The organism is Mesorhizobium sp. KR1-2 (assembly GCF_040045035.1).
Taxonomy (GTDB): domain Bacteria; phylum Pseudomonadota; class Alphaproteobacteria; order Rhizobiales; family Rhizobiaceae; genus Pseudaminobacter.
This window is the reverse complement of the sequence record NZ_JBDZDS010000001.1, coordinates 285,548-307,212: the sequence shown is the minus strand read 5'-3', so window position 1 is coordinate 307,212 and position 21,665 is coordinate 285,548. Positions and strand designations below refer to the sequence as shown.

Below are 21,665 nucleotides of genomic sequence, written 5' to 3'. Positions count from 1 at the left end.
CCCATGAGCTACAGCAGTCCCATTTCGCCCGGCCATTCCTGGTATGAGGCGACGGCCGGGGAACGCCCGGCCTATCCTGCCCTCGACGGCGATCGCGCGGTCGACGTCGTCATCATTGGCGGCGGCTTCACCGGCCTGTCGGCGGCAGCGCATCTGGCCAAGGCCGGCGTCAATGTCGTCCTGATCGAGGCGCATCGTTTCGGCGACGGCGCCTCGGGCCGCAATGGCGGCCAGCTCGGCACGGGTCAGCGCGCCTGGGCCGAGGAACTGGAAGCCGAATTCGGCCTCACTCGGGCAAAGGCGCTCTTCGATCTCGCAGAGGAGGCGAAGTCCCATCTTCTCGACTTCGCCCGCACGCATGAAATCGAGATCGACTTCATGCCGGGCCAGATGTCGGTGGCGCACAAGCCGCGCTTCGTCGATGCCTACAAGGCCCATGCCGAGATCATGGCCACGCGCTTCGGCTACAACCACATTAGCTTCATGGATGCGAAGGAGACGGCCGAGCGCCTCGGCTCGACCGCCTATTTCGGCGGCACGCGCGACACCGGCACTGGCCATATCCACCCGCTGAAGCTCGTCATCGGCACCGCCCGCGTCGCGGCGGCCGCCGGCGCACAGCTGTTCGAGAAGACGCCCGCCACCGGCATCACCTCGTCCGACGGCAAGGTGCGGGTGACCACGCCCTTCGGCACCATCACCGCCGACAAGGGGCTGATCGCGGTCAACGCCTATGGCGGCAGGCTGGAACCGATGAGCTCGGCCCATGTCATGCCCATCGGCTCCTTCATCGGCGCCACGGTGCCTCTGGGCGCCGACAGCCCGGTGATTCCCGGCGGCGAGTCGGTCGACGATTCACGCTTCGTCGTGCGCTATTTCCGCAAGTCGACGGACGGACGGCTGCTGTTCGGCGGGCGCGAGGTCTATGCGGTGGACGATCCCAAGGACATCCACATCCACATCCGCAAGCAGATCGCCGAACTCTATCCTGGCCTCAAGGACGTCGAGATCACGCATGGCTGGGGCGGCTATGTCGGCATCACCGTGCCGAGAAAACCCTATGTGCGCGAAGTAATGCCGAACGTGATCTTCGCCGGCGGCTATTCCGGGCACGGCGTGATGCTGTCCAATTTCGTCGGCAAGCTCTATGCGGAGACAGTGGCCGGCAATCGCGACCGGCTGAAGCTCTTCGAGGAACTGAAGATCCCGCCCTTCCCCGGCGGCCGGCGTTTCCGCACACCGCTGCTCTTCCTGGCACTCAACTGGTTCGCCCTGCGCGACCGGATCTAATCTCTCTTGTACTTACAAATAAAAGACTTGCGCAAAGTAACTGCGCAAGTCTTTGTGGACTGTTGCATGATTGCGACAGCATTGGAGGCCGACTTGACATATGGTAACTGCAGCACGGGGTGATTGTGACGTCTTAATCGAACTTCTTTCGAGTGGAGGCAATCTTGACCAAAAGCAGTGTTCTACGCGCTGGCCTTGTCGCAGTGCTTCTTTCCACGACAAGCGCGGCCTTTGCGGCTGATATAGTGGAGCCGGTCGTCTATACGCCGATCTTCACCTGGACGGGCTTCTATGTCGGTATCGTCGGCGGCTACAACTGGGGCAGAGTGCACGCAGACTTTGAGCATTCCGACTTCGATGGCCACCACCACGCCAATGGTGGCCTGATCGGCGGTACGGCCGGCTATAATTATCAATTCGACAACAACGTGGTGCTGGGCCTTGAGACCGATCTCGCCTGGTCGGGCAACAGGGGTGATACCGATGGTTGCCGGGACGGGAACTTCGATTGCGACTCCAAGAACGGTTGGCTCGGCACAACGCGAGCGCGTCTCGGCTACGCCTATGACCGCTTCCTGCCTTACGTGACCGCTGGTGCGGCCTACGGCCACGTGAGATTCTCGACCTTTGATCATAATGATGAAAGTAGAGTCAGCGATAGCGACACGAGGTTCGGCTGGGCCGCCGGTACTGGTCTGGAATATGCCTTTACCGACCAGCTCACGGGCAAGGTCGAGTATATGTATACCGACCTGGGCAGGCACGATTTTCGTGGACATGAAGACGACAATGCCCGCGTCAGATGGACGGCCAACAGCATCCGATTCGGCCTCAACTACAAATTCTGACGAACCGTCTCAACGCAACAAAAAGAACCCGACGCAAGCGTCGGGTTCTTTTTTTGTGTTAGAGGCACAGACTCGAAGCCCGAAGGCACAGCCCTCACCTTTATTCGACCCGTGGCATGGGCCTGTTCTGTGTAGCGATCAGCGCTCCGATCGCGCTAGCCGCCTTCGGGTCGGCCTCATAGGCAAACGCGCTCTGCTCGACGGTCGCAGTGGTTGCGGCTACCCGCTGGACAACAGCTCCTCCGATCATCTGTGGCGTAGCAGCAGCCACGCTCTGGCCCGTCCCCGTGCGACCTGCCTGCTTCATGGCCACCGCAGTGCCCGGCTCCACTCCCTCCTGGTTCTGCACGGCAGCCTCGGCCACCTGCGCCTCAACGCCGGGGCGAAGCACGCGGTGCCGGTCGCGCTTCTCATAGAACGCATTGCCGCCGGCCTGCAGCACATAGTGCATGTTCTTGTAGGGGAAGCGCAGACCGGCAGTGTGGAAGAACATGGCGTTCTTCACCGCCGGATGGCGCTCGCCCTTTAGCACGGAATCGGCCGCCGCGACCACGTCGGGAAGCGCGTCTGTTTCCATCTTCCGCGTCAGCACGCCGGGCGCGAACTGCCCCTTCTGGCCGACGACTTGGCAAACGGTATCGCCATATTCGCCGGATCTCAGCCGGTTCATCACCACCGTGCCGACGGCGACAAGTCCCTCGCGGCTCGATCGGTTGGACTCGAAGAACATTGCGCGGGCAAGACACTCCTTGTCTTTCGCCGAGTAGGCATAGGACGTTTTCACGGATGATATCTTGCTGATGGACGAAGTCTTGATGTCGTCCGTCACGCCGCCAGTTCCTTGCGTGGTACATCCGGCAAGAAAGCAGGCGGAGATGACGGTGCCGAGCGCCAGACACGCCCTCACCCTCTCCAGATATTTCAAGCGGGCCCCTTACTCCTAGAACGCCCCGGCCCGCGCTCTAGAAGTAGTAATTTCCCGGCTGAAAAGTGGCTAAAACCGCAACATTTTGCGGCACGGCGCTAACATTGTGACACATGCCGCAAGAAAGCGAGAGCCCAGATGGGTGTCTGGATCAAAGCATCCACGACCCTGATTCCAAGCATGGGCGACACCGTAACATGCTGAATCCACAAATGATCTTCCAAAGCCTCACCCGGCCCCGGAAGGCACTTCTCAGATGCAGCGGCCGCCGTCCACCTCCAGCGCCACGCCGGTAATAAAGGCAGCCTCGTCGGAAGCGAGCCACAACGCGGCGTTGGCGATGTCGAGCGGCGTCGAGAGCCGTCCGAGCGGGATCGAGGCCCGGAATTTGGCACGCATTTGCGGGGTGTCCTCGCCCATGAACTGGGCCAGCATGCCGGTTTCACCCGCCACCGGGCACAGGCAATTGACGCGGATGTTCTTCGGCGCCAGCTCCACCGCCATGGACTTGGTGGCCGTGATCGCCCAGCCTTTCGAGGCGTTGTACCAGGTTAGCCCCGGGCGCGGGCGCAGGCCGGCGGTCGAGGCGGTGGTGATGATCGAGCCGCCGCCCTGAGCCTCCATGATCGGCACCACGGACCGGGCGGCATGGTAGATCGCCTTCATGTTGACCGCCGTGATCAGGTCGAACACCTCCTCGTCCACCGCCAGCATATCGCCGTTGCGGTGGGTATAGCCGGCGTTGTTGACCATGACGTCGATGCGGCCGAAACCGCTCATCGTCACCTCGATCAGTTCGTCGAACTCGGAACGCTGCGACACGTCGGTCTGCACCGCAATCGCCGCCTTGCCGATTTCACCGGCCACGCGTTCGGCTCCCTTGGCGTTCAGGTCTGCCACCACGACCTTCGCGCCCTCTTCGGCGAAGCGTTTCGCCATACCCTCTCCGAAGCCGGAGGCCGCTCCCGTAATGACCGCTACCTTATCCTTCAGACGTGCCATTCCTGCTCCTCATGCTTGTGGCGGCAGCTTCTGTGACCGCGCCAGGCGTCATCCGTGATTGAAGACGATCGTCTTGGTCGCCGACATGTCGTAGAGCGCTTCAAAACCCTTTTCGCGGCCGTGACCGGACTTCTTGAAGCCGCCGAAAGGCAGTTCGATGCCGCCGCCCGCGCCATAGCCGTTAACGAAGACCTGGCCCGCGCGCACGCGCTTGGCAACGCGGTGCTGGCGGGCGCCGTCCTTCGTCCAGACGCCTGCCACCAGACCGAACTCGGTGCCGTTGGCGAGCCTGATGGCCTCCTCCTCGCCCTCGAACGGGAACAGGGTCAGCACCGGGCCGAAGATTTCCTCGCGGGCGATCGCGGCCATCGGGTCGACCGAACCGAACAGCACCGGCTCCTGATAGTATCCGCCGGCCGGCGCATCGGGCTGGATCGAGCCGCACGCCAGCACCGGAATGCCAGCCTCTTCCGCGGCAGCGACCATTCCGGCGATCTTTTCCTTCTGCCTCGGATTGATCAGCGCGCCGAGGTCGAGATCCGCATCATGGGGGCCGGCGACCAGTTTCGAGAAGCGTTCGGCCAGCGCTGCCGCGACCCGCTCATAGATCGGCCTTTCGACCAGCACGCGGCTGCCGGCCGAGCAGGTCTGGCCGCCATTCTGGATGATTGCATTGACCAGCACCGGCAGCGCCGCCTCCACATCGGCATCGGCGAAGACGATCTGCGGCGACTTGCCCCCCAACTCCATAGTGACGCCGCGATTGTTGATCGCCGCGGCCTGCTGGATGGCCGTGCCGGTGAGCGTCGAGCCGGTGAAGGTGACGTAGTCGACCAGCGGATGGGCTGAAAGCGCCGCGCCGGCCTCTCGGCCATAGCCGGTGACCACATTGAACACCCCGGCCGGAAACCCCGCCTCCAGCGCCAGTTCGGCAATGCGGATCGTGGTCAGCGAGGCGTCCTCGGCTGGCTTGACCACCAGCGTGTTGCCCATCGCGAGCGCGGCGCCCACCACGCGCGCCAGGATCTGCAGCGGATAGTTCCACGGAATGATGCCGGCCACCACGCCATGCGGCTCGCGCAGAGTCAGCGCCGTGTAGCCGTCGAGAAAGGGGATGGTGTCGCCGTGGATCTTGTCGCCGGCGCCGCCGTAAAATTCGTAGTAGCGCATCGCGCCGGCAACGTCGGCCTTGCCCTGGCGGATCGGCTTGCCGGTGTCGCGCGATTCAAGTGCTGCCAGCTCGTCGCCATTCTTCTCCACCAGCTGGAATAGCCGGGTCAGGCAGCGCCCGCGCTCGACGGCGGGCATGCGGCTCCATGGACCTTCCTCGAAAGCCCGGCGTGCGGCCTGCACGGCCAAGTCGATATCGGCCTTGCCGGCGGCAGGAATAGACGCGAATACCTTGCCGTCCGACGGGCAAAACACATCTATCCGTTCACCGGACAACGCGTCGACCTGTCTGCCGTCGATGAGTTGCATGAAGGCGCGGCCCTCCGCCACGGTTGTGGAAAGATGCGTACCCATGGCCACCTCCTCTGGATCCTGGACCCGCTGTATCATGTTGCGCCGGTCGACCCGCCAGGCACTATTGCCTGTGCACAGAAACACGGGTTGGACCAGTGTCAAGGTCGAAGCTGTGACAGTCTGGCTCTGGTAATTTTAAATCGATTAGATTAATAGAGGCAGAACCACCTGCGTCGCGACCCGGAATAGAGAATGACCAGTCAGATCATCCCCGTCGAACCTTTCGACCTCATCGTTTTCGGAGGCACGGGCGACCTTGCCGAGCGCAAGCTCCTGCCGGCCCTCTACCAGCGCCAGCGCGCCCGCCAGCTCTCGGATCCGACGCGCATCATCGGTGCCTCGCGCGCCCAGCTGTCCAATGACGACTACCGCGCCTTCGCCCGCAAGGCGATTATGGAGCATGTGAAGCCCGACGAGATCGACGATGAACAGCTTGAGGCCTTTCTCAAGCGCCTCAGCTATGTCGTGGTCAATGCGGTGTCTGGAGATGGCTTCGACACTCTGAAGAAGGCCGTCGACGACAGCAAGAGCATACGCGCCTTCTATCTGGCGGTTGCGCCGGCCCTGTTTGGCGACATCGCCAAGCATCTGCAGGAAGTGGGGCTGGTGACGCCGAAGTCGCGCATCGTCATGGAAAAGCCGATCGGCCGCGACCTCGCCTCGGCGCGCGCGCTCAACGACCAGCTCGCCAAGGTCTTTTCCGAGCAGCAGATCTTCCGCATCGACCACTATCTCGGCAAGGAGACTGTGCAGAACCTGATGGCGCTGCGCTTCGCCAATGCACTCTACGAGCCGCTGTGGAACTCGGCCCATATCGACCATGTCCAGATCACCGTCGCCGAGACGGTGGGCCTGGAAGACCGCGTCACCTATTACGACAAGGCCGGCGCGCTGCGGGACATGGTGCAGAACCACATGCTGCAGCTGCTCTGCCTCGTCGCCATGGAAGCGCCAGCCTCGATGGAGGCCGACGCCCTCCGCGACGAGAAGCTGAAGGTTCTGCATGCGCTCAAGCACATCAACGGCAACGAAACGCCGAAGCTCACCGTCCGCGGGCAATACCGCGCCGGCGCATCGGCGAACGGACCCGTCACCGGCTATATCGACGAACTCGGCAAGGGCGAAAGCAACACCGAGACCTTCGTCGCGCTCAAGGCCGAGATCGCCAACTGGCGCTGGGCGGGTGTTCCCTTCTATCTGCGTACCGGCAAGCGGCTGGCATCGCGCGTGTCGGAGATCGTCATCGAGTTCAAGCCGATCCCCCACTCGATCTTCGAGGACAGCGCCGGCAACATCACCGCCAACCAGCTGGTGATCCGCCTGCAGCCGGACGAAGGCGTCAAGCAGTGGATCATGATCAAGGACCCCGGCCCTGGCGGCATGCGCCTGCGAAACGTTCCGCTCGACATGAGCTTTGCCGAGAGTTTTCAGGAGCGCAATCCGGACGCCTATGAGCGGCTGATCATGGACGTGATCCGCGGCAACCAGACCCTGTTCATGCGCCGCGACGAAGTCGAGGCGGCGTGGAAGTGGATCGACCCCATCCTCACCTCCTGGGAGGACATCCGCCAGGAAACGCAAGGCTATACCGCCGGCACCTGGGGACCCTCGGCCTCGATCGCGTTGATCGAGCGCGACGGCCGCACCTGGCACGAGAGCTGAGCGACATGGACAAGGCCGCCCGCAGCTGGCACGAATTCACCTCGTCCGAGGCACTGGCGTCGGCTTTTGCCGGCACGGTGGCCCGGGTGCTGGCCGACGCCATCGCCGCGCGGGACAAGGCTACGCTCGCCGTTTCGGGCGGCACCACGCCCGGCCTGTTCTTCCGCACGCTGTCGCGCGAAAAGATCGACTGGGCCAAGGTGATCGTGACGCTGGTGGACGAGCGCTTCGTGCCGCCGGATTCGCCGCGTTCCAATGCCGGGCTGGTGGCCGCCAACCTGCTACGGAACGAAGCGGCCGCGGCCGAATTCATCGGCCTCTACTCAGCGGCCGACGACATCGCCACAGCGGCCGAGCGCGCCGACGAAGCGATCGGACGCAACGCCTTGACGCTGGATGCCGTCATCCTCGGCATGGGCACGGACGGCCACACCGCCTCCTTCTTTCCTGACGCCGACGATCTGCCCGCACTTCTCGACCCGCATACGCAGGCCAATGTGCTGCCCGTCCATGCGCCGAGCGGCATCGAGCCGCGCCTGACCTTGACGCTGCCGCGCATCACTTCGGCCGGCTTCATCGCCCTCCACATCGAAGGCGCCGAAAAGCGCCGCGTGCTGGAGGCTGCCCTCGACGGCTCGCCGCATCTGCCGGTGCGCGCGGTCTTCGACCATGCAAGGGTGCCCGTGCAGATCTTCTGGGCGCCGTAATCCATCCGGCTTCCGCAAAGCGCATCCTCCCAGCGCTTACGGGGCCGCCCCACAAAGGACCGACCGTCATGACCGCCAGAAGCGACATCGAAGCCATTACCGAGCGGATTCGCGAGCGCTCGCGGGCCTCGCGCGAACTCTACCTCGAGCGCATCGCGCAGGCCGCCAGCCGCAGCGCCAACCGGGCGGTTCTGTCCTGCGGAAACCTCGCCCACGGCTTTGCCGCCTGCGCGCCTGGCGAGAAGGCAGCCCTCAGCGGCGAGACGGTGCCGAACCTCGGCATCATCACCTCCTACAACGACATGCTGTCGGCGCATCAGCCCTTCGAGACCTATCCGCAGCTCATCAAGCAGGCGGCGCGCGAGGTGGGCGGCATCGCCCAGGTGGCGGGTGGCGTGCCGGCCATGTGCGACGGCGTCACCCAGGGCCAGCCGGGCATGGAGCTGTCGCTGTTCTCGCGCGACATCATTGCCATGGCGGCGGCCGTGGGGCTCAGCCACAACATGTTCGACGCCGCCGTCTTCCTCGGCGTGTGTGACAAGATCGTGCCGGGGCTGGTGATCGCCGCGCTCTCCTTCGGCCACCTGCCGGCCGTGTTCATTCCGGCCGGGCCGATGACGTCGGGCCTGCCCAATGACGAGAAAGCAAAAATCCGGCAGCTCTATGCCGAGGGCAAGGTCAGTCGCGCCGAATTGCTGGAGGCCGAGTCAAAGTCCTACCACGGCCCCGGCACCTGCACCTTCTACGGCACGGCCAATTCCAATCAGATGCTGATGGAGATCATGGGCCTGCATACGCCCGGCGCCTCCTTCGTCAATCCCGGCACGCCGCTACGCGACGCGCTGACGAAGGAAGCGGCGAAGCGCGCGCTGGCCATCACCGCGCTCGGCAATGCCTACACGCCGGCGGGCCGCATGATCGACGAGCGCTCCATCGTCAACGGCGTGGTCGGGCTGCATGCGACGGGCGGCTCGACCAACCACACCATCCACCTGATCGCCATGGCCGCCGCGGCCGGCATCCGCCTGACCTGGCAGGACATTTCCGACCTGTCCGACGCAACGCCGCTTCTGGCGCGGGTCTATCCGAACGGCCTTGCCGACGTGAACCACTTCCACGCCGCCGGTGGCATGGGCTTCCTCATCCGCGAACTGCTGGATGCCGGCCTGCTGCACGAGGACGTGCAGACCGTGTGGGGCGAAGGCCTGCGCCCCTATGCGGTGGAGGCAAAGCTCGGTGCCGACGGCACGGTGCAGCGCGAGGCCGCGCCGAAGCAGAGCGGCGACGAGAAGGTGCTTGCGCCATTCGCCAAGGCGTTCCAGCATTCCGGCGGCCTGAAGGTGCTTTCCGGCAATGTCGGCCACGCCGTCATCAAGACCTCGGCCGTGAAGCCCGAGCGTCGCTTCATCGAGGCGCCGGCGGTGGTGCTGGACAGCCAGCAGGCGCTGAACGACGCCTTCAAGGCCGGCCAGCTCGACCGCGACTTCGTCGCCGTCATCCGCTTCCAGGGCCCGCGCGCCAACGGCATGCCGGAACTGCACAAGCTCACCACCATCCTCGGCATATTGCAGGATCGCGGCCACAAGGTCGCGCTGGTCACCGACGGCCGCATGTCGGGCGCATCCGGCAAGGTGCCGGCGGCGATCCACGTGACGCCCGAGGCGTTGGAGGGCGGCGCCATCGGCAAGATCCTCGACGGCGACATCGTCCGCCTCGACGCGGAAAACGGCACGCTGGAGGTCTTCGTCCCCGAAGCCGAGCTGAAGGCGCGCAAGGTGCCGCTGATCGACCTCACCGAAAACGAGTACGGCTTTGGCCGCGAATTGTTTGCCGGCTTCCGCCAGATGGCCGGCCGCGCGGATGAAGGCGCCCGGTCGTTCGGATTGGGATAAGCTTCCGGTCCATCACCTGCGTGCGGTCGATCGCCCTACCCCGTCATCCCTGGGGCCGGAGCACGGCGACGTGCGGAGGTTCCGGGGATACCGCCGCGCTGGCGATTGACGCCGGCCGTCCCACCCCGTCATCCTCGGGCCGGAGCACGAGCGATAGCGAAGTGCGGAGGTTCCGGGGACCCATGCCGGTCGGCCAAAACTGCCGCAGCGGTGCAGGTCGATCCGCGCAAATCGCTGGCCGGGATGACGCTTGGAAAAGCCGCGGATCAAAGCCGGGCCGTCTTACCCGGGATAGTTTGCTGACACGAAACCTGCCCTGGACAGCCGGTTGAGAGTCCGAGGCTTGGGTCCCCGGAACCTCCGCACTTCGCTGCGCTCGTGCTCCGGCCCGAGGACGACGGGATGAAAGGCTGCGGCATCCCTTCAAAGCCGTCTCCAGCAACCTTGAATAAGCTGGGATCAAGGTACCCGGTAATCCCTCGGCGCTGGCGATTGGCGCCAGCGTCACTGGGTGATGAGCCCCCAAGCCCGGGCCTTGGCGGCGGCTGGCCACGCGAATGTGGAGGCGACTGAGCGGGGGCAAGAGCATCGAACGGGCGGTCGAAGGGCCGCAGATAAAACTTAGATGAGCGTGTCCGACGACCGCCCGTCTTCCCAGTTCTTTGAAATGGCCAGACGGTGAAAACCGGGCGTGGCGACGATGAAGCGCGAAAGCGCCTCCCTCAGGCACTATTGGCATTGCGCACGCCAGCGGCTAACTCATCCAGACCAATGCACTGCATTGATTCCGATGGTCCGCTCGGGGTGGGGGTGGCTGGACCTTGCATTTTCGTCTCCAGGAGTCCGGGGACACGACGCGAGGAAGGAGGCCACCCGATGACGACAGCCAGCCATTACAACGACGTACCCGCGAACGAGATCGAGCGCTTGGCGGCGGTCAGGTCCTTGATGCCCTCCCAGGTTCAATCAACCCCCGAGCTGGACGCGCTGACCACCCTGGCCAGGATGGTCTTCCAGACTCCCATGGCGGCCGTAACCATCGTCGACGAGGATTGGCAGCACATCGCGGCGAGCGCCGGGCTTGAGGTGGTGGCGTGCTCGCGCGAGCAATCGATGTGCACCCACGTCGTGCGGACAGGACACTGCTTCGTGGTACCCGATCTCACGGAAGACGAAGCATTTCGGACCCTGCCCTACGTGGAAGGCGACCCGCAGTTCCGCTTTTATGCCGGAACGCCGATAGAGCTCGAACCGGGACTGACCGTCGGCGCACTTTGCGTGCTGGATACCGCACCCAGGCGGCTCAGCGCGCAGGAGATGGAGACGCTTCGCAATTTCGGCACTGTCGCGGGAGGGCTTCTGCGCCTCGAGCGCTCCAACATCCTGCTCGGTCTTGAGGAAACCGCCCTGAAGACCGCGGCGATGACGGACCCGCTGACCGGGTTCTACAATCGCAAGGCGATCACATCCATCGTGGACGGAGCGATCACAGCAGCGATCGCGGAAAACAGGGAGATCGGCGTCCTCTACATGGACCTCGACGGCTTCAAGAAGATCAATGACCAGCACGGTCATCCCGTGGGAGATGCTGTGCTCGTCGAAGCAGCCCGGCGCATCCGGTCGGTGATCCGTGCGGACGACACGCCGATCCGCCTCGGCGGGGACGAGTTCGCGCTCTTTCTACATGCGCCCTCGAGCGTGCGCGTCCTGGAATCGGTGGCCGAGCGGCTCATCCAGGTTTTCAGGGAGCCGTTCCAGATCGAGGGCAAGATAATCCAGGCACGTGCGAGCATCGGGGTTGCAGTCGCCCCTCGCGATGCGGCGTCGCGCGAGGAATTGACGCGAAACGTGGACGCAGCACTCTACACGGCGAAGGCCCGCGGCCGGGACCGTTACGTGTTTTTCGACAGGACGATGTCGAACGCGGTCTGAGATGCGGTCGTCAAGCGCGCTCGCTTTGCCGGATACCTAATAGGTCGTGCGCCGCTCTTCCGAGGGCGGCCGGCCGAATTGCAGGCGGTAGCTCTGGGCGAAATAGGAATGCGAGGTGAAGCCGGTCGCGATCGCCACGTCGAGGATGGGCATATTGGTCTGGCGCAGCAGCTCGCGCGCCCGCTCGAGCCTGAGCCGCATGTAGTAGCGCCCCGGCGTGACGTTGAGATGGCGCAGAAACAGCCGCTCGACCTGACGAACGGAGAGCCCGGCCGTCTTGGCAAGCTGCAGCGCCGAGAACGGCTCGTCCAGATTGTCGGCCATGAGCTCCACGATCTTGCGCAGCTTCTCCGACTTGCCGGTCAGGTCGCGCTCCGGCCCGACGCGCTGGCGGTCAGTGGCCGAGCGGATGCGTTCATGCTGGAACTGGTTGGCGACGCCGTTCGCGAGATTGGGGCCCAGGTCTCCGCGCACGATCTCCAGCATTAGGTCGATGGACGTCGTGCCGCCGGCACAGGTGTAGCGCTTGCGATCGATCTCGAAGACGTTGCCGGTGCACTGGATGTCGGGAAAGCGCTCGCTGAAGCCGGCGCGGTTTTCCCAGTGGATGGTGCAGCGACAGCCGTCGAGCTGGCCGGCCTCGGCCAGCAGGTAGGAGCCGGCCGAGAGCGCGCCGAGGGCGCCGCCGCGCCGGCCCCAGCTGCGCAGGGCGGCCAGCACCTTGCTCTTCCCCGGAAATTCGGTGGTGAGCCCCACGCAGACGAACAGGATATCCACCTGCGGGAGGTCGGCCACGCTGTAGCCGACCTTCAGCGACAGGCCGTTGGAGGCGGTGACCGCCTCGCCGTCGGCCGAGACAGTCGTCCAGCCATAAAAGTTATGGCCGAGAAGCCGGTTGGCCGAGCGTACCGTGTCGATGGCCGCAGCCAGCGAGAACATCGGGAACTTGTCGACCAACAGGAATGCGAATTGCCGGCCCCCTTGCACGCCGTCGGGCAAGAGCTGCATCTCCACCGGGACGGGTTGCTGCGGCAAGGCCGGCATTCCGGGCTCTGGCTGAGGTCAGAAGGCCGGCGGCTCGACGCCAGCGGCGCGGCTTGCCGAAACCAGCGTGTTGGCCATCAGCATGGCGATGGTCATCGGACCGACGCCGCCCGGCACCGGGGTGATGGCGCCAGCGGCCTTGTGCGCGCTGTCGAAATCGACGTCGCCGACCAGCCGCGACTTGCCCTCGCCCTTTTCAGGCGCCGGAATGCGGTTGATGCCCACATCGATGACAGTGGCTCCGGGCTTGACCCAGTCGCCCTTGATCATTTCCGGACGGCCGACGGCCGCGACCAGGATGTCGGCGGTGCGGGCCAGCGTGGGCAGGTCCTTGGTGCGGCTGTGCGCGACCGTGACGGTGCAGTTGGCGGCCAGGAGCAGGTTGGCCATGGGCTTGCCGACGATATTGGAGCGGCCGACGACGACGGCATTGAGGCCCGACAGGTCCTTGCCGCGCACGCGCTCGATGAGCAGCATCGAGCCAGCCGGCGTGCAGGGCACGAATGCGCTATCGACCTCGCCGGTGCCGAGCTTGCCGACATTGATGAAGCTGAAGCCGTCGACATCCTTCTGCGGCGCGATGGTCTGGATGACTTTTCCGGAATCGATGTGGTCGGGCAGCGGCAGCTGCACGAGGATGCCGTGGACGGTCGCGTCAGCGTTGAGCTGGCCGATGAGCTTGAGCAGATCGGCTTCGCTCGTGTCGGCCGGCAGCGTGTGCTGGATCGAGAGGAAGCCGCACTCCTTCGCCTTCTTGCCCTTGGAGGACACGTAGACCTGGCTTGCCGGATCCTCGCCGACGATCACAACGGCCAATCCGGGCTGGACGCCATGTTTCTCCGACAGCTCGGCCGTGAAACGCTTCACCGTCTCCACGACATCTTCGGCTACGATCTTTCCGTCGATAATTTCAGTCATGTGTCTTCCCTGGCGTCAGCACTAAGTGCAAGGCATAGTCACGAAAAAACCGCGACGCAATCCCGTCAATGCGCCGTCGCATGCCGCGAAGCCGCAATCGGGACAATAAGTCTCAGAAATATCGGCGTCGGATACGGGCTTCTGCAAGACCCTCCACCCGATGGCCGAAGTCGCGCAGGCTGGCGCGGATGTCGTCGATGGACGTTTCAGGAGCCTCCGGACGCTCGCCATCGGCTGCAGCTCGCTCGGCCGGGACCTGGCCGGGGATCGGTTCGGCCGGCCAGTATGGCGGATAGGAATGCGCCTTCGAGACGGATGGCTCGTTCGGCAGCGCCTGCTCCGCATCTTCCGGCGCAAACGCCTCCGACCGATGTCCCCTCTCCTGCGGTACGGTCTGGAACCGCGGCTGGCCACGGTCTTGCAGCGCCTCCAGTCGGCGTGCACGGTCACCGCCGGGGGCGGTAGGGCTGTCTTCCGGCCCGTTTCCGGACGGAGGCGTGGCCAACGGAACATCACGCCGCGCCGTCACGCATCGGCGGCGGCGCTGCCGGGCGGTGTCGCGCAGACTCTCACAGGCACCGCGCAGGCCGCCGATCCCGATCCCGGCGAAAAGGCCCAGCATGGTGCCTGCCATCGCAATCGTCGAGCGCGACGGGCCGGTCGCGGTCGGCGGGGGATAAGCCACCGAGATGACGCTCATATTGGCCGTGTTGATATCCCGCTGCTCGCCGGTTTCTCGCGCGCGCAGCAGGAAAGCCTCGTAGACGGCGCGCTTGGCCGTCGCCACGCGCTCCAGCTCGCCCAACTCCACCATGTCGCGACTGACATCGCCCTGGCGGACCTTGAGCTGGGCGAGACGCGAGGAAAGCTCCTCCTCCAGCTGAGCCGAGCGCTTCAGCTCCGTCTGCACGGACGAGGCGATGCGGCGCAGCTTGGCGGCGATCTGGTCGCGTGCACCGGCGAGCTGGGCCTGGACGGCCTGGAGCTGAGGGTGGCGGGGCCCGAGCTTGACGGCGAGCTTGTCGAGTTCCCCTTTCAGAATCGCATATTGCGTGCGCAGCTCCGTCATCGTCGGTGAGGTCAGCGCCTCAGGCAACGCACCGCCGACAACCGCATCGACATCGGCCGACTTGGCCGACGCTGCCTTGCCGTTGAGCTCCAGCGTGCGAGCTCGGGCGACCGACAGTTGATCGTTGAGCTTCATCAGCTCGTCGTCGGTGATCAGGCGGCCTTGCGGATCGATGATGTCGTGCTCGGCCTTGAAGGTTTCGACCTTGCGCTCAGCCGTCTCGACGCTGCTGCGCAGCTCCGCGAGGCGAGCGGTGAGCTCTTCCGTCGCACGGCTGGCGGTGTCGGACTGGAGCTCGCTATAGGTCTTGAGGAACACGTCCGCCATGGTGTTGGCAATGAGAGCCGACTTCTCGCCGTCCCGTGTCTTCACGGCGATCACGACCACGAAGGTCTTGCCGCCGCGCTCGACCGAAAGGCTGGCGGCGAGACGGTTGACGGCAAGTGCGCGGCGCCGGGCCGGATCGTCGGCGCCGTCGCCGCTGGAGAACAACGAACGCACCCCCAGCCCGCCGCCCTGACTGTTGAACTCGGGATCGTCGTCGAGATGCAGTTGGTCCACCACCTTGTTGAGCACCGTGCCCGAGGTGATGACACGGACCTGGTTTTCCACGATGGCGAGCGTGGCTTCGTTGGAAAAGCCGGTCTGGGTGAGGTCGCGGACAACCAACTTGAGGTCGTGCGGGTCGATCAGGAGTTCTGTCGCCGCCTCGTATTTCTTGGGTGTCGAAAGAGCCACCGCGATACCGAGCAGCGCGCCCACAACGGTGCAGAGCACGATCAGCATCTTGGAACGCGTGATACCGCCGATGACCTTCATCGGGTCGTTGAGCGGCTGCCACTGCCTGTCGTCGATCTCGCCGAAATCGCAAAGCTCGTCGACGGCCTTATCGGAAAGCGGCGTGGCCTGGGCGGCGGAAAGCCTCTGTTCGGCCTCCTCGGCAACATTGCCGCGTTCGCTGGCGGACGCTCCGGCCTCTCGCTTCAAATTGGAAAGCCAGGCGGAGATTTTTGCGCGGAAGTTCGGGCGGGGGTTATCTGCTATCTGCGAAGAGGCCTGCTGAGGAGCCACCGAAGATGCGGCTATTTCGGCCGCAGCAGCCAAGGAGGCCTCCGCCTCGCGCCGAAGCCGCTCCTCCCGTCGGGAGCGCGCAGCGCGATGGCGCTCCAGCGCATCGTCCCGCATGTCGTCGGCCGGTACCAGTCCCAGCAACGAGCCGGCACGCGGCACGGCATCATGCTCGCGACCGTCGCGCGCATACGCAGGAAGCGAATGCTTCCGGTCGTCGCGATTTTCAGTCTCAAACATGCTGGCGGCGCGCTTCTCGAACGGAACATTGCGGGCGGTCCCGCCATCGTTAAGCCAAGCTAAATGCTCATGGGAAACAAACTGTTAACAGGGCATGAGACGAACAACCGCTTTTCCCAGCAGCAATTCTTTGAAGCGTCTAAAGAATCTCGTCGGAGCCGCACATTAAGCTTTCGCGCCAGGGTCGAACCGACACTATGAGCCAGGCCAGCGACATGCTCTCGAAAGCGCGGCTCTATCATCAACCGGAACACCCCTTCCAGCCGCTACCGGCGCATCCAGAGCGGCGCGCGGCATGGCCATGGCGACCAGCAAGATGTCAGGGCGCAGCTGCCGAATCCACTCAAGGATTTCCGACTCGGCCGCACCGTGGAGAAGCCGTCATGGATGACCGCGAAGCGGTGCTGCCCCGCGAGCGCCGACAGCGTTTTGGCCGCTGTCTCGGCATTCTCGCGCGTAGTGCCGACGAGGCCAACGGTATGCTGCTCGGCCGATGCCTGCAGGAAGCCTGGAATGAGGTCGGTGCCGTTGAGGTTTGCGGGAAACGGCGCGCCGTAGAGCAGCTTCGAGGCAATGTCGACGCCGATGCCGTCGGGCAGAATTAGGAAATCATAGAGCGCGGCCGCGAACTCGGCGTCGCGGCAGTCGGTGTTTGCATTGTGAGCATTGAGGAAGCTGACCTTAGTGAAGCGCCGCTCCGCCAGCATTTGCTTCAGTCAACCGACGGCCTCGTCGCGGTTGAGGCTGGCCACCGGGATGCCGAGGATGCTTTTCGGGGAGCCGATCCAGAAAGCTGACGCCATGGCACGCATGTTCATGCCGTCGCTCCCCGTCTCGCATGGCCCAACGCCCGCAGGCCCTGTCCGATGCGCTCGTCGAGGGCGGCGAGCTGGTGCCAATAGAAATCCGCGCCGTCAATGTCGTGGCATGCGCCGGAGGCGGCCAACTGCAGCGCCGCCGCGAAGGCCACCGGATCGTCGGCCACGACACAGTTCTCCGGTCGGTGGTCGATGCCGCGCACTGCGCTGGTGGTGGCGACCGATGGCAAGCCGAGCTCGAAGGTCTCGATGGTCTTCAGTTGCACGCCGGTGCCGGCGCGGCTGACCAGCGGAATGACGGAAGCGCCGCGCACGAAGCTTTCGGCATCCGGCACGTGGCCGACGAATTTGACGCCCGGATGGCTCGAGCTCATCCCGGCCGGCACATGCCCGGCAATCCTGATGGAAAAGTCGTGCGGAAGATGCGTCACCACTTCACTGAGGAACCACTCCAGCCCGATACGGTTGGGCTGCCAGGTCCAGGTACCGATCAACGCGGCGTCGTATTCGACCGCGCGATCTTCTGGTGGCGGGGGCGCGCTGGCGCGGGTGACCAGCGGCAGTGCAGCCGACCTGGTATCCGAGCCGACGCTGAGTGCTGCCCGATCCTCTTCGGCGAGCGTGAAGACGAAGCGCGCCCTGCTGCAGAGCCGTGCCTCGAGCCCTTTCAGCAGCCGCGACTCGCGACGGTAGAGGATGCGCTGGAAGGCACCGGCCGCCGCGAGGGCGTATTCCCGGGCCGAGCGGTGCTCGACATTATGCGCGACGAAAAGCGTCGGGCGGTCATCGAACACACCTTCATACGCCCCAGCGAACTGTACGGAGTTCAGCACGTAGGCGTCGAAGGGACCGGCCGCGTCGATCGCCTCGCGGACGCTCTCAGGCGATGCAATGCGCAGCTTGACCGACGAGAAGGCCAGCCCGGAGCGTATCGCACCGGCGAGCCACCCGAGTTTGCGGTGCAGGGGTGCCCCGTCGGTGCGAACATCGACTTCGCCGAGCACGATGGTGTTTTCGGGGTCAGCGGCCGGCCGGTCGGGCCAAGTGTAGCCCAGGACGGTGACGCGCACGTCCGCACGCCGCAAGGCGTGGATGACCGCGGCATTCGCGATCTCGTAGCCAGACCCCAGCGTGCCGTCCGGCACGATCGACGTTGCAAACAAGAGATGCATCACAGCCCTTCGAGACTCTTTGCTTACCAGCACGCAATGAACTGTTGATTAAACGAGGGACAAATCCCTCGTCGTGCGGCTGGTGCGTTGCGATCAAGAACGATCGCTGAAGCGGAACGGCACCGATGCGCAAGCGCTTCCGGTGGAGACTTCCGCAAGCGCCGCTGCCGATGCGGCACAGCGACGGAACCTTTCACGGTTCCTCCTGTTTACGGGCCGTCCTCTGCATGCAGATAAACCATTAAGTGGATCCCACCATGCTCTTGCGGATGATTTCGATCATAGCACTGGCCTCGTCCCTAGTCGGTGAGGCAAGGGCGGTCGCACAGCCGACCACGGAGCCAGACATGGACTACAGCGGCGAGTCGGATGGAGAGAATTTCCTTGCCGACCCCGAAGTTGTCGGTCCGCTCTATTCCGACAAGGATCTCATGAGGATGCGCTCGGTCGAAGACATGAAGGCGGCTTGGCGCGACATGTCCGAAGACAATCGGCAGAAAATCCGCGACGCCTGCGAGGACCCGCAAAATCAACGGGAGCAGGATCTTTGCGCGGCCGTGAGCGGGCTCGAGTAGACCACTAGAGGACAGCCTGATTGGCCGGCGACGTGCCGGATGCGAGCAATCGCCGACGTTTTCAAAGCAATTGACCTCCAATCTAAGCGACTCTTAAACAAGCAGAACCTCCAGCTGGCGGCTTAACCAATCCTTATCGTTATCGGCATGGATGCTATGGATGACTCGTTCAAATCGGACGACCCGCGCACGATCCTTCCGCCATACGATGCTTCCTTATCGATCGTGGGCCGCTCTCCGGGCCTGAAGGGTCGACACCGTAGAGGTCGTCGTCAGCGTGCCCACGTTCCGGCGACCGCAGCAACTGCTTGCAACACTGAAGTCGCTCGCGACCCAGCAGACCGGACGGCGCTTCGCCGTTATCGTCATCGAAAACGAGGCCGAGGCGCGCGACGGCGCTGCCGCCTCGCTGCCGCTGTTTGAGACCGGCCGCCTCGCCGGCATGGTCATCATCGCGCACGAACCGGCAATTGCAGCGCCTATAATGCCGGTTGGGAGATGGCGATCCGGCACTTTCCGAACTTCTGCCACCTGCTCTTCATCGACGACGACGAGATCGCTGATGCCGAGTGGCTGGAACACCTGTGCCGCGCGGCCGAAACTTAGCGGTGATCATGGGGCTATCGGCGTCATGTACGGCTGCCTACGCCTTCTTCGTGGCGCCCAGTTCGCGACTACATGCGCATTCCTCTCCTCAAGGAGAATGTCTATCTCGGCGACTTCTTCATGATGATCCTGCTGTTCACGGCGCTGAACGCCTTCCTGGAGAGCTTCTTCTTCCGGCGCGCGGACCCCGTGTGGCTGTTCTTTGTCTTCAGCATAATCGGGCTGCGGCTGGTCGCGCGCTTTCCGGTGACGACCAGGACGAGACGCTGATCTTGCCAAGCGGGCCCCGAGCACCGATCCTGATTAGACCGAAGCCTGAGGACCCGACATGAGCGCCAGCAAGCCGCCGTTCCCCACGAGGCGAGACCTGATCGGCGGCGCACTGGGGATGGCAGCCCTGCCGCTGCTGGGGCGGCCGCTCCACGCCCGGGCCCCGCGTCCGCCGATCGACGCGACATTCATCTTCACCAACGACGTGCATGCCTGCCGCATGGCGAACGGCCTCAGCCCCAACTGCCAGCAGGAGGGAAAGACCGACGCGAACCTCTTGCGTCACATCGCGGCGATCAACCGGATTCCGGGCCGGATATGGCCGCTTGCGATCGACGGCAAGGCCAGCGGGCTCGCCGACGCCGGCCGGAAGATCGACACGCCGCTCGGCATAGTCGTGGGCGGCGACATGACCGACGACGGCGGCGGCCAGGTTACGGCGCCGAGCGAGGGCACGCAGTTGCTACAATTCAGCCACCGCTACCAGCAGGGCACCGGGCCGGATCGTGTGCACTTTCCCGTCTATACCGGGCTTGGGAACCACGACCTCGACCAGGACGGGCCGCCACCGCATGTCGACTGGTATCGGCGCGAGATGCGCGACTATATCGAGCTCAACCACCGGCCGAGCGTGGTTTTCAAGCCGCCGGTACCGGCAACCAACTACGATATCCAATCCGACAACTACTCCTGGGATTGGGGCGGCCTGCATCTGGTGCAGACCCACCGCTTCGCCGGCGATACTGCCAAGGGCGCTGTCAGCAGCCTGCCCTGGCTGAAGGACGATCTCGCCACCTATGCCGGTGACGGGCGGCCGGTGATCATCTTCCAGCACTATGGCTGGGACCCCTTCTCGCTCGAACGCTGGGACCCTGCGGCACGGCACTTCGACGATGAGGGTACCGGCGCGCCGCACTGGTGGAGCGACGAGGATAGACAGGCCCTGCTTTCGGTGTTGTCGGGGTACAATGTCATCGGCGTGTTCCATGGCCACCAGCATGAGACGGCCATGGTCTACCGGCGCGATGGGCTCGACATCTTCAAGGCCAAGGCCGCCTTCCTCGGCGGCTTTGCCGTGGTGCGTGTGACCGATCGCTTCATGGACGTGGTGATGGCCGAGGCCGTAGGCAGCAATGGCGAGGTGGCCTTCACCAACGCTTTCAGCAAGCGGCTGTGAGGCCACTGCCCCTGCATCGCGACGGGGCTCGAACCCCGCCCGCTTCCGCCAACGCAAAACTCCGTCTATGGGATAGAGACTTTTCAGGAGGAACGAAACGAAATGACCGTGAAAGTGGTGCTCGCCGGTTGCGGCAATATGGGATACGCGATGCTCGCCGGCTGGCTGAAATCAGGACAGCTAAAGGGCTCCGAGACTTTCGTGGTCGAGCCCAATGAGGAGCTGCGCGCACGCGCCGCGAAGCTGGGCGCCGGCACCGGCGCAGCCGCCGCGGACATTCCCTCCGACGCAGAGCCCAGGCTGGTGGTGCTGGCGGTGAAGCCGCAGGTCATCCGCGAAGTGACGGCCGGCTACAAGCACCTCGGCAACGGCGCGACCAGCTTCGTGAGCGTGGCGGCCGGAACGCCCATCGCCACCTTCGAGCAAATTCTTGGCGACCAGACGCCGGTCATCCGGGTGATGCCGAACACGCCGGCGGCAATCGGCAAGGGCATGATGGTGGTCTGCGCCAATGGTCGCGTGACTGCCGAGACCAAGCAGTTCGTGGACGACCTGCTGGCGGCGAGCGGCGCGGTGGCGACCATCGACGACGAAAAGCTGATGGACGCGGCGACGGCGGTCTCCGGCTCCGGCCCGGCCTACATTTTCCACTTCATCGAATGCCTGACGGCAGCGGCCGAGCACGCCGGCCTGCCGACTGACACCGCCAAGCTGCTGGCCATGCAGACCGTGTTCGGTGCTGCCAGCCTTGCCGCAGAGAGCGGCGAGGAACCCGGTGTTCTGCGCCAGCAGGTGACCAGCCCCAACGGCACCACGGCGGCCGCGCTCAGCGTGCTGATGGGCGACGACCGGCTGAAGACGTTGCTGACGGAGGCCGTGGAAGCCGCGCGGTTGCGCTCGATCGAACTGGGGAAGTGACGGGACAG

General features: G+C 64.6%; 17 protein-coding genes and 2 pseudogenes. 11 read left to right on the top strand and 8 right to left on the bottom strand.

All coding sequences use genetic code 11. The features are described 5' to 3' along the window. The first annotated feature begins 3 nt into the window (after positions 1–3). Positions 4–1,290 carry an FAD-binding oxidoreductase gene (locus ABLE85_RS01500; RefSeq protein WP_348790918.1) on the top strand — a complete coding sequence of 429 codons (1,287 nt, stop codon included), beginning with the start codon at positions 4–6 and terminating at the stop codon, positions 1,288–1,290. 164 nt (positions 1,291–1,454) lie between these two features. Then, positions 1,455–2,138, top strand: a complete 684-nt coding sequence (locus ABLE85_RS01495; protein WP_348790917.1) for an outer membrane protein — start codon at positions 1,455–1,457, stop codon at positions 2,136–2,138. A 100-nt stretch (positions 2,139–2,238) separates the two neighbouring features. Here the strand turns inward: ABLE85_RS01495 and ABLE85_RS01490 are convergent, their stop codons facing one another. The 3 genes from ABLE85_RS01490 to ABLE85_RS01480 all read right to left on the bottom strand — a co-directional run bounded on the left by ABLE85_RS01490 (position 2,239) and on the right by ABLE85_RS01480 (position 5,589). Continuing rightward, positions 2,239–3,054, bottom strand: a complete 816-nt coding sequence (locus tag ABLE85_RS01490) for a cell wall hydrolase (protein ID WP_348791428.1) — start codon at positions 3,052–3,054, stop codon at positions 2,239–2,241. 261 nt (positions 3,055–3,315) lie between these two features. Continuing rightward, positions 3,316–4,065: an SDR family oxidoreductase gene (locus ABLE85_RS01485; RefSeq protein WP_348790916.1), complete on the bottom strand. Its 750-nt coding sequence runs from the start codon at positions 4,063–4,065 to the stop codon at positions 3,316–3,318. Between the two features lie 48 nt (positions 4,066–4,113). After that, positions 4,114–5,589 carry an aldehyde dehydrogenase family protein gene (locus tag ABLE85_RS01480; RefSeq protein WP_348790915.1) on the bottom strand — a complete coding sequence of 492 codons (1,476 nt, stop codon included), beginning with the start codon at positions 5,587–5,589 and terminating at the stop codon, positions 4,114–4,116. Between the two features lie 192 nt (positions 5,590–5,781). On the opposite strand from ABLE85_RS01480, the gene zwf reads away from it, so the two are divergent. From zwf to ABLE85_RS01460, 4 genes are all read left to right on the top strand, one after another. Continuing rightward, positions 5,782–7,251 carry a glucose-6-phosphate dehydrogenase gene (gene zwf, locus ABLE85_RS01475; protein ID WP_348790914.1) on the top strand — a complete coding sequence of 490 codons (1,470 nt, stop codon included), beginning with the start codon at positions 5,782–5,784 and terminating at the stop codon, positions 7,249–7,251. A 5-nt stretch (positions 7,252–7,256) separates the two neighbouring features. After that, positions 7,257–7,958 (top strand): 6-phosphogluconolactonase, encoded by a 702-nt coding sequence (gene pgl, locus ABLE85_RS01470; RefSeq protein WP_348790913.1) that lies wholly within the window; start codon positions 7,257–7,259, stop codon positions 7,956–7,958. Positions 7,959–8,026: 68 nt separating this feature from the next. Then, the gene (gene edd, locus ABLE85_RS01465; RefSeq protein ID WP_348790912.1) at positions 8,027–9,850 is read left to right on the top strand and encodes a phosphogluconate dehydratase; all 1,824 of its coding nucleotides are present in this window, start codon (positions 8,027–8,029) and stop codon (positions 9,848–9,850) included. Between the two features lie 876 nt (positions 9,851–10,726). Next, complete coding sequence (locus ABLE85_RS01460) at positions 10,727–11,782, top strand: sensor domain-containing diguanylate cyclase (protein ID WP_348790911.1); 1,056 nt, start codon at positions 10,727–10,729, stop codon at positions 11,780–11,782. A gap of 36 nt (positions 11,783–11,818) precedes the next feature. Here ABLE85_RS01460 and ABLE85_RS01455 read toward each other — a convergent pair whose 3' ends face one another. The 5 genes from ABLE85_RS01455 to ABLE85_RS01435 all read right to left on the bottom strand — a co-directional run bounded on the left by ABLE85_RS01455 (position 11,819) and on the right by ABLE85_RS01435 (position 18,111). Then, positions 11,819–12,826, bottom strand: coding sequence for a GlxA family transcriptional regulator (locus tag ABLE85_RS01455; protein ID WP_348790910.1), 1,008 nt, complete (start codon positions 12,824–12,826; stop codon positions 11,819–11,821). A gap of 18 nt (positions 12,827–12,844) precedes the next feature. Further along, positions 12,845–13,744 carry a bifunctional methylenetetrahydrofolate dehydrogenase/methenyltetrahydrofolate cyclohydrolase FolD gene (gene folD / locus ABLE85_RS01450; RefSeq protein ID WP_348790909.1) on the bottom strand — a complete coding sequence of 300 codons (900 nt, stop codon included), beginning with the start codon at positions 13,742–13,744 and terminating at the stop codon, positions 12,845–12,847. Between the two features lie 112 nt (positions 13,745–13,856). Next, positions 13,857–16,121 carry a GumC family protein gene (locus tag ABLE85_RS01445; RefSeq protein WP_348790908.1) on the bottom strand — a complete coding sequence of 755 codons (2,265 nt, stop codon included), beginning with the start codon at positions 16,119–16,121 and terminating at the stop codon, positions 13,857–13,859. A gap of 266 nt (positions 16,122–16,387) precedes the next feature. Continuing rightward, positions 16,388–16,828 (bottom strand): WecB/TagA/CpsF family glycosyltransferase, encoded by a 441-nt coding sequence (locus tag ABLE85_RS01440; RefSeq protein ID WP_348790907.1) that lies wholly within the window; start codon positions 16,826–16,828, stop codon positions 16,388–16,390. 107 nt (positions 16,829–16,935) lie between these two features. Then, positions 16,936–18,111: a glycosyltransferase family 4 protein gene (locus ABLE85_RS01435; RefSeq protein WP_348790906.1), complete on the bottom strand. Its 1,176-nt coding sequence runs from the start codon at positions 18,109–18,111 to the stop codon at positions 16,936–16,938. 347 nt (positions 18,112–18,458) lie between these two features. Between ABLE85_RS01435 and ABLE85_RS01430 the strand changes: the two genes are divergently transcribed. From ABLE85_RS01430 to proC, 5 genes and pseudogenes are all read left to right on the top strand, one after another. Further along, positions 18,459–18,686: a hypothetical protein gene (locus ABLE85_RS01430; RefSeq protein ID WP_348790905.1), complete on the top strand. Its 228-nt coding sequence runs from the start codon at positions 18,459–18,461 to the stop codon at positions 18,684–18,686. A gap of 192 nt (positions 18,687–18,878) precedes the next feature. Beyond that, positions 18,879–19,289 (top strand): annotated as a pseudogene (locus ABLE85_RS01425) (glycosyltransferase); the annotation flags it as partial. Beyond that, positions 19,286–19,562: pseudogene (locus ABLE85_RS01420) on the top strand (O-antigen ligase family protein); the annotation flags it as partial. The pseudogenes ABLE85_RS01425 and ABLE85_RS01420, both read left to right, overlap by 4 nt. A gap of 58 nt (positions 19,563–19,620) precedes the next feature. Beyond that, a complete protein-coding gene (locus tag ABLE85_RS01415; protein ID WP_348790904.1) occupies positions 19,621–20,739 on the top strand; it encodes a metallophosphoesterase in 1,119 nt (372 codons plus the stop codon). Between the two features lie 102 nt (positions 20,740–20,841). Then, positions 20,842–21,657, top strand: coding sequence for a pyrroline-5-carboxylate reductase (gene proC / locus ABLE85_RS01410; RefSeq protein WP_348790903.1), 816 nt, complete (start codon positions 20,842–20,844; stop codon positions 21,655–21,657). The last annotated feature ends 8 nt before the right edge of the window (positions 21,658–21,665 follow it).